Raw genomic sequence first — 16490 nt, forward strand, 5'->3', positions numbered from 1 at the left:
TCGCCTTGGTTTTTAGTTGTATACTTGTCTAAAAACATGCTGAGGTTTGAGCATTTGCAACATTATGTCCGACACAAGCTGCAAGCAGCAAATACGATTGTGTGCCTATTAACTGCTACGATCCTGACGATAGTCGGTGTCACAGACGTTCAGGCTCAAACGCAAACTTTTGAATTGCAAGGAGCGGGCGCTTACAATGCAGAAGAAATCCTGAGCTTTGCCGCACAGCTTGAACTGCAAAGAACCGGTGCTGTTACCGCTGCAGGGATCGCGCGCACGATCGAGACAATATACCGTGAAGACGGTTATTTCCTTGCGGAAGCGCGCGTCAGCCGCGACGGGAACACAATTATTGTCGATGAAGGCGAAATTGGCTCTGTTTCCATTGAAGGCGTGGACCAGAGGACGTTCAATCTCATCAACGGTTATTTCCGTCCCGTTGTCGGCAAGCAGGGTGTGACGCTCGCACAGTTCGAGCGCGCCGTGATGCTGACCGAAGATATCCAATCCGTTGCCGCCTCGGCCGAAATTTACTACCCCGATGGACAGGAAACAGCACATGTCCGTGTTGTGGCCGAACAGCAAGACACAAGCTCTGGCTATGTAACGCTGGACAACCCTGCGCGCGAGTTCGGGGATGCGGCAACACTGACCTTTGGTCAGGAATTTGTCAGCTTGTTCACACCCGGTGATCTGTTTCGCTTTGAATTATCTGGCACCGCAGCCTTCGACGGCGACGAGAACGATCTGTATGGCTCCGTCATATATCGCGCGCCCCTTGGTTTCTCGGGCACCTACGGCGAGGTTTATCTGGGCAACGCTGTTGGAGATCGCGATGCTACCGGAACGCTGCGCCAAACGGACCTTGACGGGGATACTGCTATCCTTGCGATCGGTCACCCGGTTATCCGCGACGTGGATACTTACGGGTACGCGCTACTTGAGGCACGCAGATCAAGTTCCGACAGTGATGTTGATGGCGTCAGCACGGACTTTGAAAGCACCGTTAATGTAATTGCCGCGTCGTGGATTTACGGTCGCGCCCTGCAAAACGGTGGAGCATTTGAATATGCCACAAACTTTGCGGTCGGTTCGCGCACAAGCGATGCGGTTGGATTTAGTGATGGTGACAAGGACTTTTGGCACCTGCGCGTAGGTTTCGGATACCAACAACCCGTATCCTGGTTCGGTGAGAACTCCAGTTTTCGCGCCGAATTATGGGGGCAGTATACGAATGATCGTCTTCCAAGCATTGAACAGTTCTACCTTGGTGGAATCGACGATGAGCGTGGATACGCTTTCGCAGAAGTCCAGGGAGATTCCGGTTTCTCCGCAGTTTTGCAAGCTGGAAGAGACTTCTTTCCCCAATCTAAAGTTGTCAGACGGTTTCGACCCTTTGGTTTTGTTGATGTAGGTTACGTGGACAACAATGAACCGTCCGTTGGAGAAATAGACGGAGAATTCCTGTCCTCTGTGGGTGTTGGACTCGATCTTGAGTTTGAAAACAGGTTCTTCGCACAGGCTTATGTCGCCGTACCGATGACATCCGGTTCTGAGACGGACTCGGGTGATCCTGCCTTCTATCTTGCCCTTTCCAAAAGCTGGTGACCTTATGAAACGCTATATATCCGCCGCAATTCTATCCATTGTTGCCGCAATCGTCGCGGCACAGGGTTCAGCCAATGGTAATCACTATGGATGGTGTAACGGTGTAGGCAATCCGCACCGTGGTCCAAGTTGTGGAAGCTCGGGTTCAACGCAACCTAGCCAGACACCTTCAAGCGTGCCAACTGCCAATCAAAAACCTGCAACAGGCCCCACAAATCCGCAAACACCTGGTGGGTTGCCTACCCAGGTCATTGTGGTAACTCCGCAACCGGGGCAAACGATCACCGGGACTGGTCAGGTGCCGCCAATCGTCGGGCAGCCGGGACCTACAATAACAGGCGCTGGGAAGCCGACTATCACGCTGCGTCCTCTGCCACCGCAAATAATCACAGGGACATCGCCCGTAACGACAGTAACCTCACAGCTTGCACCTTCCTTTACCGGATATGGCCTGCCGGTTGTGACAATTCAACCCAACCCTCCGCAGACCTTTGTCGGCTACGGAAAAGTTCCGGCAACGATCATAGTACAGCCCATAGCACAACCCAGTTTTACGGCAACCGGTGCGATCCCCTTTCCGGTACCGCAGCAGATACCACAACAAATACCAACAGCTATTCCGTCAAAAACACCGCAGGGAACACCATACTTGATACCGTCGCTCATACCAAGCAAGACCAACGGAAAAACGCCTTCAATCAGTCCCCCGAAGGCACAGCAGGCCAAACCGATTATGGTACCGCGGCCGAAACCTCGACCGACTGCACAAAAACCTGTTGCAAAAGGGGGGGCAACGTCTCACCAATTGGCGACAACGGCTCCCGCACTCAAAAAACAACATATTACGAGAAGCCCCGGCCGACAGGAACAGCACAATTTACCAGAATTTGAAGCATTGGAGGGCGGACAACCGTGGCGCTGTGTTGCCAGTGGCCATGGACAGCGAAAATCGCTCGTTGATCAGCGTGTTTCAGTCTCTGGAGCGTTGCGCCATATCGGTTCAATTGATGTACTGGGCCGAGACTTACCAGCTCTTCACCCGCAGCATGCTGATTGCATCATATCGATCAAACGTCGCGCGAACTGAGATTTTGTCCTAAGCGAGGGATTTCAACCGATCCATTGCTGCACCTGTGAGTGTGGCGAAAAGAGTATTTCCGGATTGGGCTCAAGGCAGTCATCTGGGTGCTGTCAGACGAATTCGAACCAGTCTCTGCAAGGACAGTAAGGCTGATCCTTATGCCGCACCGAGACCGCGCCACTCAGCCAGAGCGGCGGCACGGTTGAGCTTGAAATTCGTTCGACTTGAGAGGCTGCGTTCCTGATTAAAGTGGTTATAGACGGAAGCGTGAACGGCGGCGAATTTCTGCAAACTTCGCATGCGCCTGAACCGCAGCATCGCTCGCTCTCGTCGTCGGAACGGCAGGTGTGAGTTTTCTGCTCTGTTGTTCAACCAGCGACCCGTTTCCTGTCTGTCTGCAGCGCCGATCTCCTTCAGAGCCGCGCCATACGATGCCAGCCCGTCCGTCACGATCATGTCGGGACTGCCGTGCTTACGCATTGCTTTCTTTAGGAATTTCAACGCAGCCTTCTTATCACGTGCCTTTGTGACGAAGCTTTCCAGGATTTCGCCTTCATGATCGACGGCCCGCCAGAGATAGTGCTGTTCGCCGTTGATCTTCACGAACATCTCGTCCAGATGCCAGCGCCACCGGCTGGATTTCATGCCGGTAATCCGGCGCTTTCTTATCTCCGCAGCAAACATCGGGCCGAACCGATGCCACCAGAATCTCACAGTTTCATGGCTCACATCTATGCCACGCTCATGCAGCAGATCTTCCACGTTGCGAAGGGACAGAGGAAACCGGACATACAGCATTACCGCCAGGCGGATGATCTCACGGCTCGTTTTGAAATAGCGAAATGGGTCAGGTTTGGTCATCTTCAGACGTTACGAAACCGTCCTGCCCGGCTCAAGTCAGTTTCTTCTGACAGAGCCCTGGAAAGTCTGGCTGGCGCGGCAGGGTGTGATCGGACAGCCGGTGCGCAGGGCTGATCAAGGTTACCGGCATGCAACTCACTCAGAACGCACTTGATGAACATCTGGGTGCCATTGGTACTTATGTCATTGCGATTGCCATAATCTTTTTTGCTTTTACGTCTATTCTTGGAAACTATTCCTATGCCGAAAACGCGATGACCTTCCTTGGACTTGAAGGCAAAGTGGGAATGACGATCTTGCGGGGGGCGTGTTTGGGTATGGTCGTTTGGGGCGCCGTGCAAACAGTGACAACCGTATTTAACTTTGCCGATGCCGCGATGGGATTGATGGCTGTTATCAATCTGATCGCCATTCTGTTGCTTTCCGGAACGGTGTATCGTCTGACGAAAGACTATTTTGGGCAGCGACGGGCAGGCATAGAGCCCACTTTTGATGCAAAAAGTTTCACCGGGCCGACCCGCGGCATATCACAGGAAATCTGGGCGGAAAAAGCAAATGCCGGAAAAGTTTGATCCGAAATACGTTCAAAGCGTTCTTGATGAGATAACGGGGCGTATGGCGGAAGAAACCGACCGCGGAGAGGTTGCAAGTTACATTCCCGAACTGGCAGAGGTGTCGCCGAACCAATTCGGGATTGCCGTTGCCCCCTTGGAGGGCGCGCTGGTTGAGGGAGGCGCGGCAGATATCCCGTTTTCCATTCAAAGCATTTCGAAGGTTTTTGGCTTGGTGGTCGCACTGGACTGTGTCGGGTCCAACCTGTGGCGCCGCGTTGGGCGCGAGCCATCAGGCGACCCGTTCAATTCCATCGTACAGCTTGAATTTGAACGCGGCAAACCCAGAAATCCTTTCATCAATCCGGGCGCCATTGTTGTGTCAGACGTGATTGTTCAAAATTCCGCTGCCAAGGACCATCTGCACCCGGTTCTAAGTTTGTGCAGGCGATGATCCCGAGGTTTTTATCAACGAAGAGGTTTTTACGTCCGAAGTTGAAACCGGCGACAGAAACAGGGCGTTGGCATATTTCATGTCTGCGGAAGGCAACATTGAAAGCGACATAAAGGCCGTGACAGAAAGTTATTTCCGTCAGTGCAGCATCGCCATGAGCTGCCGGCAGCTTGCGACGGCTGCGCGCTTCTTGGCCGCGGGTGGCAAAGGCAAAGCCGGGGAAAATGCAGCAGTTACGCCGGAACGCGCACGACGCATCAATGCCCTGATGATGACATGCGGTTGTTACGATGCCTCTGGGGAAGTTGCCTTTCGCATCGGCTTACCCTGTAAAAGTGGTGTCGGTGGCGGGATTTTGGCAATCGCGCCGGGGGTTGCGTCGATTGCCGCCTGGAGCCCAGGTCTGGATAGCAAGGGGAATTCGGTTCTTGCCCTCAAGGCGGTGGAAGAGGTGGCGCGCAGACTGGAATGGTCAGTTTTTTGATTTTCTTCATCAGAATCTGAACAGAATTGCCCAACGGTATTTGAAAGGACGGACATGGAAAAACGCTATTCATGCAGTCGACTGGTTTCGGCTGGTGCCGTGTTGGCGATATGGTTGCCGACTTTCGGGATGTGTGACGATTACGAGGTGCCGGCCGTTCTGCCTGCGTCAGACACTGTGTTGGATCTGCCCTTGAAGACTGACACCTACGAAATTCATCAGGATGTACCCACTGACGGGTTCATGGCCGTGTTCACGATCACTTCGCCCTATGGTGAATTTACTGCTTCGGGTCCCGGTATGCTGGCCTCTCGCCTGAACGAGATCAAAGCGCTCGCAGCTTTGGATATCATGCAGGAAGATGACCGTTTTGCCGAAGCGGCTGAAAGCACGGCAAAAGAAGCGGTTTCAAATCTGCGCCAGTTTATCGAAAACCCCAAGGAAACAGTGCAGGGCGTTCCAGATGGTGTCGGCCGATTCTTTGACCGAACAGGGCGCACCTTAAAGACCGGCCTGCAAAAAATAGGGGACGTCAGAGAGGGTCGCTTGCCCGGAGTGGAAGAGAATACCGCGGAAAATCTTCCGGGGGGAACGCCTGCTCAAAACAACCCGGGTGTCAGTTTAACCGAGAGTGTCGCGCGAGCGGGGGGAGACACAGCAATCAATATTCTTGGCTTTGACAAACAACGTCGGCGGCTGGCGAAGGAACTGGCGGTCGATCCCTATTCGACAAACCGCATACTCTCAGAAAAACTTGACGAGGTGACCTGGGCCGCTTTTGCCGGAGGTCTTGGGGTAAATGTTTTGACGAGCCTTGTGCCAGGTGGGTTCGTACTCTCCACTTCCTCGCGCCTTAGCGATTGGGTTTGGGATACTGCGCCGGGTGATCTGCGGGTGGAAATAGAGAACGCGCTTTTGTCCATGGGGGTCGGACAATCGGAAACTGATCAGCTTTTGAGGCATAGCTTTTATACCTTAAGCATGCAGGCCGCGCTCACGGCTTCGATGCAAGCACTTGATGGTGTGGAAGGACGTGCCGATGTGATACCGCTGGTTCTAAGTGTCGCCTCGGAAGGCCAGGCCCGGTTTCTTGTGCAGACGATTGATATGCTCAGTATATACCACACAGAGCGCGAACCATTGTCCGAATTGCAGGTACAGGGAACCATTTTGGGAATGTCTCAGGCAGGGCAGCCGGTGATCGCGGCCCCGGTCGATTATCTGAGCTGGACACCATTGCTGGATCGTTTCGCGTCCAGCTTTGGCGACCAATCGGCAGTTGCACCGCTCGTCTTTGTTGATGGTCAGCTGAGCAAGCGCGCACGGGATGAATTGACTGAACTCGGTTGGAACATTGAGGAGCGGACCCCGCTCGCTTCCAGAGCCTATCCTGTTCAATAATTCTTTCAAAACGTGCAAAGAATTTGGCGCATAATTCAGGCCGATGGGGCAGGGCGGTATTGTCGCGTGTGGTGCAACAGATTACCGGCGTTCGTTTCTGAAATCAGGTCCAGCCGTGTCACAGACCTGATCAGCGATCACTGTTCTTCTTCCGCCGCCGCCTCGCGCGCCTCAAGCCATCGCACAACAGAGGCGCGTTTGGCGTCCATGTGATCAAGAAGCGTGGCAGCCAGCTTTGGGCCATCCCGCGCAGCCAGATATTTCATGATTTTTTCATGCTCTTGCACCGCCGCGTACCAGCGGCCTTCCGTCATGTTTGCCAGATAACGCGCGCGCTGCATGCGCAATGACAGCGCCTGACAAGACGTGGTCAGGGTGCTGTTGCGTGCGGCAGACAGAATGGCACGGTGGATTTTCTGGTTGATATCGAAATAGGCGTCGAGATCCCTTCGTTCATAGCTTTGCATCATCTGGTCGTGCAGCGCCTGCACTTCATCTATTTCGGTGTCTGTGATGTGGTTGCAGGCCAATTCGCCAGATAGGGCTTCAAGCGCGCCCAGAACCGGAAAAACATCTTGAACTTCGTCCAATGTAACCTGAGTAACCCAGGCGCCGCGGTTGGGTTCCAGCCGGACAAGCCCGTCTGAGGCAAGTACCTTCAGGGCTTCCCGGAGCGGGGTGCGTGACACGCCGAACCGGTCGCATAACAGTTTTTCGGGCACCTTGGCGCCCGGTACGAGTTCGGCGTGAATGATCAGCATCTGCAGACGATCGACAAGCTCGTGGTGCAAGGATTTGCGCATGATTTCCTGTGTTTGAATTGCCTGCATCATGTAGTTTCTCGCCTCATCGTTTCAGGGCCATTTCAAGAAGGCGCGCAACATGAACAGGCTTGCGCGCGGTCGTATCCGCCACTTGATGCCGACAGGACGTGCCATCGGCAACGATCAATGTGTCTTTGTCCGCGTTTCTGACCGCCGGTGCCAGATCCAATTCCGCCATTTTACGGGAAATTTCATGCGTTTCGATACCGTAGCCAAAGGAACCTGCCATACCACAGCAGCTTGTTTCAACGACATCAACCTGCGTGTCGGGCAGGCGCGACAGTGTCTTTTCAATGCTCGACATCACACCCATCGCCTTTTGGTGGCAGTGACCATGCAGCAATATTCGCGGTGCAGGAGAAACCAGAGGCAACTGAAACGCCGGATCGTCGTCCTGATCAGCGATGTATTCCTCAAGCATGCGCGCCTGTCGGGCCAGCAAAGCAGTCTCCGCACCGGGCAGCATTGCCGGTATCTCGTCGCGCAGGGTCAGCAGGCAGCTTGGCTCAAGCCCGATAATCGGTAGGCCCTGTTCTGCAAAGGGCAGCAACGCATCCACCAGTCGCCGCGCCTCAGTCCTGGCCTCGTCCACCAGACCGGCAGACAGGAATGTGCGGCCGCAACACAAGGGCCGTTCCCCCTTGGGGGCCGCAGCGATCTGGACCGGAACCTTGGCCGCCCCAAGCACATTCAGTGTGGCGCGCAGGTTTTCCGGTTCAAAATATCTGTTGAAACAATCGGCAAACAAAACCGCCTTGGGGGCCGCGTTCTGTTCCGCTTCGGTGTCTTTGAAGGGCCGCGCGTTCCATTTTGGCAGATCACGTGACGCGGTAAACCCGCTAAGCCGTTCGGTCAGTTTGGCCAGCCCGGGTACGGTGTTGCGCAGGTTGGCGATAAGCGGCAGTCGCGCCGCCCATGGCGCGTAGCGTGGCAGATAGGCAACCAGCCGGTCGTGCAACCTTAGCCCATGTTTTCTGGCGCTGGCGGCCTGCACCTCGATCTTCATCGCAGCCATGTCGACGCCGGTCGGGCATTCGCGCTTGCAGCCCTTGCAGGACACGCACAGCTTCATCGTATCGGCCATTTCATCAGATGTCAGCGCGTCGGGCCCCAACTGCCCCGATATCGCCAGCCGCAACGTATTGGCGCGTCCGCGTGTTAGGTCTTTTTCCTCGCGTGTCACCCGAAACGACGGGCACATCGTGCCGCCCTTGAGCTTGCGGCAGGCGCCGTTGTTGTTGCACATCTCGACAGCGCCCTGAAATCCGCCGCCGCTGCCTGTCCAGGCGGACCAGTCCAGTTCGGTTCGGAATTCGGGAACAGTATAGTCCTGACTGTAGCGAAACAGGCGCCGGTCATCCATTTTCGGCGCGTCCACGATCTTGCCGGGATTGAACAGCCCGTCAGGGTCAAACCGTTTTTTCACCTCACGGAAATTGGCCACCATGCGGGCGCCAAACATCTTTTCGTGAAATTCCGACCGCACCAGACCATCGCCATGCTCCCCCGAGTGAGACCCTTTGTACTTCGCAACCAGATCAAAGCATTCTTCGGCGATCGCGCGCATCTTGCGCACGTCCTGATCCAGCTTGAGGTTCAGTACCGGCCGCACGTGCAGACAGCCGACAGAAGCGTGCGCGTACCACGTGCCGCGTGTGCCATGCTTTTCGAATATCTCTGTCAAGCCAGCCGTATAGGCCGCAAGATCGGGTAATTCGACAGCACAGTCTTCAACGAAAGACACCGGTTTCCCGTCTGCCTTCATCGACATCATGATATTCAAACCCGAACTGCGCAAATCCGCGATACGGGCCTGCATCGCGGGGTCTGGCACAGCGGTCACGCCACCCCAATTCTTGCCGCGCCCCGTCCATGAATACCCCAGATCGCCCATCATCTCTTCAAGCTGCTTCAGCTTTTGGGGATGCAGGTTGGGATCATCCTCGGCAAACTCGACCAGCAAAAGCGCGTCCGGTTTGCCGGTTACGAATTCCTCGATTGTCTGGCGGAACATCGGAATATCGCGGGCCAGCTTGATCATAGTGGCATCGACCAGTTCAACGCCCTGCGGCTTCAGCGTGACCAGATGCTGCGCGGCATCCATCGCCTGATGGAATGTCGGGAAATGGCAAACGCCCAGAACTTTCTGAGACACCAGTGGCCAAAGCTTCAGTTCGATCGCGGTGGAATAGGCCAGTGTCCCTTCTGAACCGACCAGCAGATGCGCAAGATTGTTTGGCGTGTCTTTGGGGACCAGTGCATCAATGTTGTATCCGCCGACGCGGCGCATGACCTTTGGGAATCGGGCGCCAATTTCGGCGGCTTCGCGCGCGCCCAGTTCCAGCAGGTCGTCTCTCAACGCGGCCAAAGCCGGAGAGGGGGCGTTGTCCAGAGGTCCGAAATGGTGCTTGGTTCCGTCCGCCAGAAACGCATCGATCGACAGGACATTGTCACGCATCATGCCGTAACGCAGCGATTTTCCCCCGCACGAATTGTTACCGGTCATTCCGCCGATGGTCGCGCGCGACGCGGTTGAAACATCGACCGGAAACCACAGACCGTGCGGTTTCAGGGCGCGGTTCAGATCATCAAGCACGATGCCGGGGCGCACAACGCAACGCTGTCCTTCCACGTCCAGCTCGAGAATATCATTGAAGTGCTGTGTGTTATCCAGAACAAGCGCTTCGTTGACCGTCTGGCCGCATTGCGATGTGCCGCCGCCGCGCGCCAAGACCGGCACGCCCTGTTCGCCAGCAATGTCGATGGCTGCGCGGATATCATCCTCTGATCTTGGGGACAAAACCCCAAGCGGCATCATCTGATAAAGCGATGCATCCGTCGCATACCGACCCCGCGAAAACCTGTCGAACATAAGATCACCCTGAACGCGTTTCTTCAGAGCGTCGGAGAGCTGGGACATATTTTTTCCAGTATGACTAGGGCGGCGTGCGGGATAATTTTCATTGACTTAATTATGAATTCAAAATTACGTTGATTCAATAAAAAAGCAAATCGCATTGCACAGACAGATGCGCTGGCCCAATGCCCAAACGCCAAAATGAGATCGATTGTCATGAGAAAAGCTGGCCGACACTTTCTGCAAATTCCCGGACCAAGTGCTGTGCCCGACCGCATTCTAAGCGCAATAGGCCAACAGACCATTGACCATCGCGGGCCCGACTTTGCCAACGTTGGCAAGCGTGCGCTGGACGGGCTGAAAACGATTTTCAAAACCAAAGAGCACGTTTTTATCTATCCCGCATCCGGTACGGGCGCGTGGGAGGCGGCGCTGGTCAACACGTTGTCACCGGGTGACAGGGTTTTGATGTTCGAGACAGGCCATTTTGCGACGCTGTGGAAAAAGCTGGCCGAAAAGCTGGGCTTGCAGGCTGAATTCATTCAAGGCGACTGGCGCGGTGGCGCCGACCCCGAAAAAATCGAAGCCTATCTTGCCGAGGACAAGGAGCATCAGATCAAAGCGGTATGTGTCGTGCACAACGAAACATCGACCGGATCGGTTTCACCCATCGCAGCAGTACGCAAGGCCATCGACAACGCGGGCCATCCCGCGCTTTTCATGGTTGATACGATCTCGGGCCTTGCTTCGCTTGATTACCAGCACGATGAATGGGGCGTCGATGTTACCGTTTCAGGGTCGCAAAAGGGGCTGATGCTGCCGCCGGGCCTATCGTTCAACGCCGCAAGCGCAAAGGCGATGGCGGCCAATAAATCGGCGACATTGCAACGGTCATACTGGGACTGGGCTGAAATGGTTGGCCCCAACAAGACCGGGTATTTCCCCTACACGCCTGCGACAAACCTGCTTTATGGGCTGAACGAAGCTGTCGATATGCTGCATGAAGAAGGGCTTGAAAACGTGTTCGCGCGCCATGCGCGACATGGCGCTGCGGCCCGCGCCGCCGTGCGCACCTGGGGCCTTGAGGTTCTGTGTGCCACGCAAGGTCAGGAAAGCGGCGTGCTGACGGCGGTAAAAGTACCCGATGGCCACAGCGCTGACGCCTTCCGCGCCACCACTCTGGAACATTATGATATATCTCTGGGCAACGGTCTGTCCAAAGTGGCGGACAAGGTCTTTCGGATCGGCCATTTGGGTGACTTCAACGATCTGATGCTGGTTGCGACCCTGGCAGGTGTCGAGATGGGATTGAAACAGGCGAACGTCCCGCATTCCGAGGGTGGAGTGCAGGCGGCAATGAAAATGCTCAAGTAGCGCGAACGCTCCCGGCAAGAGGGGCCAGGACAAAAATGAACACATCAAATGACAATCTTTGGGAGGAGACTACTATGAAAGTAATCGCAAAAATTCTTGCTGCAACCACCGCCATTGGTATGGCCACAGGTGCATATGCGGCTGAAATGACAATGAAATTCGGCCATGTCGGCGCACCGGGTTCACTGTTTGAGGCGTCGGTTGATAACTTTGCCGCCTGCGTGAACAGCGCAATGCCCGACAAGGTCGAAGTGCAGACCTTTGGTTCGTCACAGTTGGGCAAGGACAAGGAGTTGCTGCAAAAGCTCAAGCTGGGGCAGGTCGATTTCGCGCTGCCTTCGTCAGTGATGTCATCGGTTGACGATTCATTCGGTATCTTCGAGATGCCTTATATCATCACCGATCGTGACCACATGCGCCGGGTTCAGGGCGCGATGATGGACACATTCCAGAATGCCGCACAGGCAAATGGCTATCACATCGTCGGACTTGCTGAAAACGGCTTTCGTCATATCACCAACAACGTGCGGCCGATCAATCTGCCCGCCGATCTGGCCGGGATCAAACTGCGCACGCCCAATGGTGTCTGGCGCCTGAAAATGTTCCAGGAATACGGGGCAAACCCCACGCCCATGGCCTTTTCCGATGTGTTTACCGCGCTGCAAACCGGCGTGATTGACGGACAGGAAAACCCCTATGCGCAGATCGCTTCGGCCAAGTTTCAGGAAGTGCAAAAGTATCTGTCGATCACCGGGCACGTCTACACGCCAGCCTATATCCTGACGTCGAAAAGCAAATTCGACGGTCTGCCAGCAGACGTTCAGGCGGGTCTGACCGAATGTGCCAACAAAACCCAGGACTTCACCTACGAAAAAGCAGCCGAGCTGGAAGCCAGCCTGCTGAAGGTGATCGAAGACGCCGGAGTTGAGGTCAACACTGCCGACAAGGCCGCGTTCATCGAAGCGTCCAAACCTATCTACAAACAGTTCGCCGACGAAGTGGAAGGCGGGCAAGAGATGATAGATACGGTCCTTGGGCTTGGTAACGCGGGTTAATCATTCGGGGCGGCGGGATATCCCGCCGCCCTGTTTTCCAAGAATTACGTGTTTCATCCGGGCGCAACCAGTGCCCGCTCTGGATCTCTGATATCCAACAGGTCAGCCAGTCATGCAAAATGAAGACTATTCCACGCTGTCACGCATCAATCGTGTGTTCAGTACGGTTCTTGAGTGGATCACGATCAGCCTGATGATCCTGCTAACGCTGGTGGTTACCATGGCGGTGCTTGCCCGGCTGATGGGGCAAAGCTTTTCATGGTATGACGAAGTGGCCGCAATCATGCTGGCGTGGATTACCTATTACGGGTCGGCGCTGGCCGCATTGCACCGCCGCCACATCGGCTTTGATACGGTGCTGCTGGCGTTACCGGTCAGGGTTCGGATTGTCGCCTTGCTGGTCGGAGAGGCCATCGTTCTTCTGTTTTTCTTTCTTATGGCGCGCGCAGGGCTTCAGGTGCTCGACGTGCTGGCCGGGGATACGCTTATCTCGCTGACCTGGATGCCAATTCAGGTCACACAATCGGTCATTCCGATCGGCGCGGTCCTGTTCATGATCTGCCAGATGCTCAGCCTGCCGATGTATCTGAAACTGACGGCTGCCGGTGTCTCGCTTGAACATGCCGAGATCGAGGAAGAAGTCGAAACCGAACTTGAAAAGAACAAGGATCGCCACTGATGCTTATGGCCGGTATTTTCATAGCGATGCTGATCATGATCTGCATCAACATCCCCATTGCGGTGGCTTTGGCCATGTGTGGTGTTCTTGGGTTGCTTCTGACCGAAGGGTCCGGCAGCCTGGTGACCATCGCGCTGGATATGTATGACGGATCCACCAAGTTTTCGCTGATCGCGATCCCGATGTTCGTGCTTGCGGGCGCGATCATGAACGCGGGCGGCATCACCGACAAGCTGATCAATTTCGTATCTGCCATTATCGGGTTCATCCGTGGCGGCCTTGCGATGGTAAACATCGGCGTATCGCTGTTTTTTGCCGAAATCTCGGGGTCGGCTGTGGCGGACGTGGCGGCAATGGGGTCTATCCTGATCCCGCAGATGAAGAAACGTGGCTACAGCAAGGAATTTTCGGCGGCGGTTACCTCTTCCTCGGCATCTCTGGCGATCATTATTCCGCCTTCTATCCCGATGATCCTTTATGCAGCGTCCGCGAACACGTCGGTAGAGCAGTTGTTCGTGGCAGGCATTGTGCCGGGCCTTTTGGGCGCCGCCGGGTTGATGGTGGTCGCTTACCTCTTTGCCAAACGATATAATTTCCCGACCGAGGACGCGTTCAATTTTGCGCGCCTTCGCGTAACATTCGTTGAGGCGCTGCCCGCCTTTACCCTGCCAGTTATCATTCTGGGTGGTATCTTTGGTGGTTACGTCACCGCGACCGAGGCCGCGGGTCTGGCCGTCCTCGCCTCGTTGGTTGTGTCGGCATGGTACGGCAATCTTGATGTCAAACACCTGCGTCGCGCGATGCTGGACGGTGGTATCCAAACCGCTGTTGTGATGCTGCTTGTCGCGGCATCGGTGTTGATGGGTGGTTTTCTGACCCGCGCGCAGATCCCCCAGCAACTGGCCGAAGGCATTTTGTCGATCACAACCCAGCAATGGGCGATCCTGCTGATCCTGAACTTCTTCTTCCTGATCGTGGGTTTTTTCCTGCACTCTGCTGCGGCCATTATTCTGGTGATCCCGATCGTCATTCCGCTGATCACTGCGGCCGGGATCGATCCGGTACATTTTGGTCTGGTGGTCACGCTTAACCTTGCAATCGGGCAGCAAACCCCGCCCGTGGCCTCGGTTCTGATCACTGCCTGTTCGGTGGCGCGGGCAAATATCTGGGAAGTGTCCAAGGTCAACATCTGGTTTGTCGGGGTGCTTTTGCTGGTGCTGATGTTGTGCACTTACGTACCTGCCGTTCCGATGTTCCTTGTGGAGTATTTCTATCGATGACCGACATCACAAATGAACTGCGTGACGGTATCCTGTGGATTACCTTTGATCGGCCACAGGCACGCAATGCGCTGACCTTTGGCATGTACGAACGGCTGGCCCAACTGTGCCGTGACATGCCGACAGATGGGTCTGTACGTGCGGTCGTGATCTCGGGTGCGGGCGGCAAGGCCTTTGCCGCAGGGACGGACATGACCCAGTTTCGCGCCTTTGAAACACCGCAGGATGCGCTGGATTATGAACACCAGATCGACGCTGTGCTTGACGCTGTCGAACGGTGCCCGGTGCCGACGATTGCAGCGGTAAACGGCGCCTGTACAGGGGGCGGCGGTTCGATCGCGGCGGCCTGCGATATCCGGATTGCGTCTGCCAGCCTCAAGTTCGGCTTTCCAATCGCGCGTACATTGGGAAACTGCCTGGCTGCGGGCAATCTTGCGCGGTTGTCCGAACTGATCGGCGCGGGGCGGGTACGAGAGATCATTTTTACTGCGCGGCTGATCGAAGCTGACGAGGCGCTTTCTATCGGGCTGATCAGTGAAGTTTTGCCTGACGAAGAGGCGTTGATGGCGCGTGCCGCTGTGCTTGCGGAACGCGTGGGTTCGATGGCACCGCTGACACTGCGCGCCACCAAGGAAGCGCTGCGGCGCAACCGCATGGCATCCGAGGTGGAAGATTCCGACCTGATTATCTCCTGCTACATGAGTGATGATTTCCGCATCGGGATGGAAGCATTTCTGGGCAAGACCAAGCCGGTTTGGACAGGCAAATGAGCACACGATCTGGCCCGCTTAGCGGTATGCGCGTTATCGAGCTTGCCCATATCATGGCAGGCCCTGTTTGCGGTCTGATGCTGGCGGATATGGGCGCCGACGTTATCAAGGTGGAAAAACCAACCGGCGATGACAGCCGGCGGTTTACCCCGCCCCAGATCGGCGGTGAAGCTGCGGCCTATATGATGATGAACCGCAACAAGCGGGGCATCTCTCTGAACCTCAAGGATCCGCAGGCTGTTGATATCCTGCGCAAACTTCTGGCCACGGCCGATGTCGTGATCGAGAATTACCGTAAAGGAACGATGGAAAAGCTGGGCCTGTCCTACGAGGATCTGTCAGCGGTCAACCCACGTCTGATTTATTGCGAAATATCGGGCTTTGGGCGCACAGGCCCCTATGCCGAACGTGGCGGTTTTGATCTGATTGCGCAGGGCATGTCAGGCCTGATGTCCATCACTGGCGAAGGGCCGGGCCGCCCGCCGGTCAAGGTTGCCGCGCCGATTTCGGATATCAATGCCGGTATTCTGGGGGCGATGGGTGTTTCGGCGGCATATGCGAACATGTTGCAAACCGGTTTGGGCCAAAAGATCGACACCTCTTTGTTCGAGGCGGCGATCACCCAGACCTATTGGCAGTCTGCCATCGCATTTGCCACCGGTGAAAAACCTGAACCGCTTGGATCGGCGCATCCGCTGAACGCGCCCTATCAGGCGTTTCAGACAAGCGACGGTTGGATCAATGTCGGCGCTGCGAACCAAAGCAACTGGCTTCGGTTTCTGGATGTGATCAACGCCCCTGAACTGGATAATGACCCCAGGTTTTCATCGAATGCCCAGCGCATTCAGAACCTGCCTGCATTGGTCGAAATTCTGAATCGATATCTGGGTCAGGACACGACCGAAAACTGGCTTCGCCGAATGGAAGAGGCACATCTCCCTGCCGGGCCGGTCAATGACATCCTTCAGATGCATGCAGACCCGCAGGCGCGCGCGCGCGATATGATTGTTGAACTGGATCACCCGACAGCCGGCAAGGTTGAAACGATTGGCCATCCTGTAAAATTCAGCCGCACCCCTGCGCAGGTTAACCATGCCGCCCCGCTGCTTGGTCAGCACACGCGGGAAGTGCTTGCCGAAATGGGGTATGAAAACGCGCAGATCGAAGCGCTGCTTCGCTCGCAGGCCGTAATTGCCGCGTAAATACCCCCC

General features: G+C 55.6%; 15 protein-coding genes. 12 read left to right on the forward strand and 3 right to left on the reverse strand.

What is annotated here, in order from left to right; translation table 11 throughout:
* Positions 1 to 24: 24 nt before the first annotated feature.
* Both C1J05_RS02675 and C1J05_RS21245 read left to right on the forward strand, forming a co-directional pair.
* Positions 25 to 1608 (forward strand): ShlB/FhaC/HecB family hemolysin secretion/activation protein, encoded by a 1584-nt coding sequence (locus C1J05_RS02675; RefSeq protein ID WP_162797887.1) that lies wholly within the window; start codon positions 25 to 27, stop codon positions 1606 to 1608.
* Between the two features lie 4 nt (positions 1609 to 1612).
* Positions 1613 to 2695 (forward strand): hypothetical protein, encoded by a 1083-nt coding sequence (locus tag C1J05_RS21245; RefSeq protein ID WP_162797888.1) that lies wholly within the window; start codon positions 1613 to 1615, stop codon positions 2693 to 2695.
* 150 nt (positions 2696 to 2845) lie between these two features.
* On the opposite strand, the gene C1J05_RS02680 is transcribed toward C1J05_RS21245, so the two are convergent.
* Positions 2846 to 3550 carry an IS6 family transposase gene (locus tag C1J05_RS02680; RefSeq protein ID WP_114868910.1) on the reverse strand — a complete coding sequence of 235 codons (705 nt, stop codon included), beginning with the start codon at positions 3548 to 3550 and terminating at the stop codon, positions 2846 to 2848.
* Between the two features lie 113 nt (positions 3551 to 3663).
* Here C1J05_RS02680 and C1J05_RS02685 point away from each other — a divergent pair, with 113 nt between their 5' ends.
* Genes C1J05_RS02685 through C1J05_RS02695 form a run of 4 tightly spaced genes read left to right on the forward strand, consistent with a single transcriptional unit; the run spans position 3664 to position 6440 of the window.
* Positions 3664 to 4122, forward strand: a complete 459-nt coding sequence (locus tag C1J05_RS02685) for an alanine:cation symporter family protein (protein WP_368073740.1) — start codon at positions 3664 to 3666, stop codon at positions 4120 to 4122.
* Positions 4106 to 4555 (forward strand): glutaminase, encoded by a 450-nt coding sequence (locus tag C1J05_RS22050; protein ID WP_368073727.1) that lies wholly within the window; start codon positions 4106 to 4108, stop codon positions 4553 to 4555. The genes C1J05_RS02685 and C1J05_RS22050 overlap by 17 nt, the downstream gene beginning before the upstream one ends.
* 13 nt (positions 4556 to 4568) lie before the next feature.
* The gene (locus C1J05_RS22055) at positions 4569 to 5039 is read left to right on the forward strand and encodes a glutaminase (protein ID WP_368073741.1); all 471 of its coding nucleotides are present in this window, start codon (positions 4569 to 4571) and stop codon (positions 5037 to 5039) included.
* Positions 5040 to 5093: 54 nt separating this feature from the next.
* Positions 5094 to 6440 (forward strand): hypothetical protein, encoded by a 1347-nt coding sequence (locus C1J05_RS02695; RefSeq protein WP_114868912.1) that lies wholly within the window; start codon positions 5094 to 5096, stop codon positions 6438 to 6440.
* 137 nt (positions 6441 to 6577) lie between these two features.
* Here the strand turns inward: C1J05_RS02695 and C1J05_RS02700 are convergent, their stop codons facing one another.
* Complete coding sequence (locus C1J05_RS02700; RefSeq protein ID WP_114868913.1) at positions 6578 to 7273, reverse strand: GntR family transcriptional regulator; 696 nt, start codon at positions 7271 to 7273, stop codon at positions 6578 to 6580.
* A 13-nt stretch (positions 7274 to 7286) separates the two neighbouring features.
* Entirely contained in the window at positions 7287 to 10184 is a 2898-nt protein-coding gene (locus C1J05_RS02705; protein WP_114868914.1) for an FAD-binding and (Fe-S)-binding domain-containing protein, read from the reverse strand.
* Between the two features lie 153 nt (positions 10185 to 10337).
* Between C1J05_RS02705 and C1J05_RS02710 the strand changes: the two genes are divergently transcribed.
* The 6 genes from C1J05_RS02710 (at position 10338) to C1J05_RS02735 (ending at position 16481) form a co-directional block, all read left to right on the forward strand.
* Positions 10338 to 11495, forward strand: coding sequence for a pyridoxal-phosphate-dependent aminotransferase family protein (locus C1J05_RS02710; RefSeq protein ID WP_114868915.1), 1158 nt, complete (start codon positions 10338 to 10340; stop codon positions 11493 to 11495).
* Positions 11496 to 11569: 74 nt separating this feature from the next.
* Entirely contained in the window at positions 11570 to 12550 is a 981-nt protein-coding gene (locus tag C1J05_RS02715) for a TRAP transporter substrate-binding protein (RefSeq protein ID WP_114868916.1), read from the forward strand.
* 112 nt (positions 12551 to 12662) lie between these two features.
* A complete protein-coding gene (locus C1J05_RS02720; RefSeq protein ID WP_114868917.1) occupies positions 12663 to 13229 on the forward strand; it encodes a TRAP transporter small permease in 567 nt (188 codons plus the stop codon).
* Positions 13229 to 14509 carry a TRAP transporter large permease gene (locus tag C1J05_RS02725; protein ID WP_114868918.1) on the forward strand — a complete coding sequence of 427 codons (1281 nt, stop codon included), beginning with the start codon at positions 13229 to 13231 and terminating at the stop codon, positions 14507 to 14509. Before C1J05_RS02720 ends, C1J05_RS02725 begins: the two co-directional genes overlap by 1 nt.
* Positions 14506 to 15279: an enoyl-CoA hydratase/isomerase family protein gene (locus C1J05_RS02730; RefSeq protein WP_114868919.1), complete on the forward strand. Its 774-nt coding sequence runs from the start codon at positions 14506 to 14508 to the stop codon at positions 15277 to 15279. The genes C1J05_RS02725 and C1J05_RS02730 overlap by 4 nt, the downstream gene beginning before the upstream one ends.
* Positions 15276 to 16481 (forward strand): CaiB/BaiF CoA transferase family protein, encoded by a 1206-nt coding sequence (locus C1J05_RS02735; protein WP_114868920.1) that lies wholly within the window; start codon positions 15276 to 15278, stop codon positions 16479 to 16481. Before C1J05_RS02730 ends, C1J05_RS02735 begins: the two co-directional genes overlap by 4 nt.
* The last annotated feature ends 9 nt before the right edge of the window (positions 16482 to 16490 follow it).

It is taken from the genome of Sulfitobacter sp. JL08, assembly GCF_003352045.1.
Taxonomy (GTDB): Bacteria; Pseudomonadota; Alphaproteobacteria; order Rhodobacterales; family Rhodobacteraceae; genus JL08.

Bases quoted from the DNA above. Each gene is read 5' to 3' on its own strand.
- C1J05_RS02730 (WP_114868919.1), top strand. From the start codon at position 14,506: ATGACCGACATCACAAATGAACTGCGTGACGGTATCCTGTGGATTACC.
- C1J05_RS02725 (WP_114868918.1), top strand. From the start codon at position 13,229: ATGCTTATGGCCGGTATTTTCATAGCGATGCTGATCATGATCTGCATC.
- C1J05_RS21245 (WP_162797888.1), top strand. From the start codon at position 1,613: ATGAAACGCTATATATCCGCCGCAATTCTATCCATTGTTGCCGCAATC.
- C1J05_RS02695 (WP_114868912.1), top strand. From the start codon at position 5,094: ATGGAAAAACGCTATTCATGCAGTCGACTGGTTTCGGCTGGTGCCGTG.
- C1J05_RS02700 (WP_114868913.1), bottom strand. From the start codon at position 7,273: ATGATGCAGGCAATTCAAACACAGGAAATCATGCGCAAATCCTTGCAC.
- C1J05_RS02705 (WP_114868914.1), bottom strand. From the start codon at position 10,184: ATGTCCCAGCTCTCCGACGCTCTGAAGAAACGCGTTCAGGGTGATCTT.
- C1J05_RS02735 (WP_114868920.1), top strand. From the start codon at position 15,276: ATGAGCACACGATCTGGCCCGCTTAGCGGTATGCGCGTTATCGAGCTT.
- C1J05_RS02720 (WP_114868917.1), top strand. From the start codon at position 12,663: ATGCAAAATGAAGACTATTCCACGCTGTCACGCATCAATCGTGTGTTC.
- C1J05_RS02710 (WP_114868915.1), top strand. From the start codon at position 10,338: ATGAGAAAAGCTGGCCGACACTTTCTGCAAATTCCCGGACCAAGTGCT.
- C1J05_RS02715 (WP_114868916.1), top strand. From the start codon at position 11,570: ATGAAAGTAATCGCAAAAATTCTTGCTGCAACCACCGCCATTGGTATG.
- C1J05_RS02680 (WP_114868910.1), bottom strand. From the start codon at position 3,550: ATGACCAAACCTGACCCATTTCGCTATTTCAAAACGAGCCGTGAGATC.
- C1J05_RS22050 (WP_368073727.1), top strand. From the start codon at position 4,106: ATGCCGGAAAAGTTTGATCCGAAATACGTTCAAAGCGTTCTTGATGAG.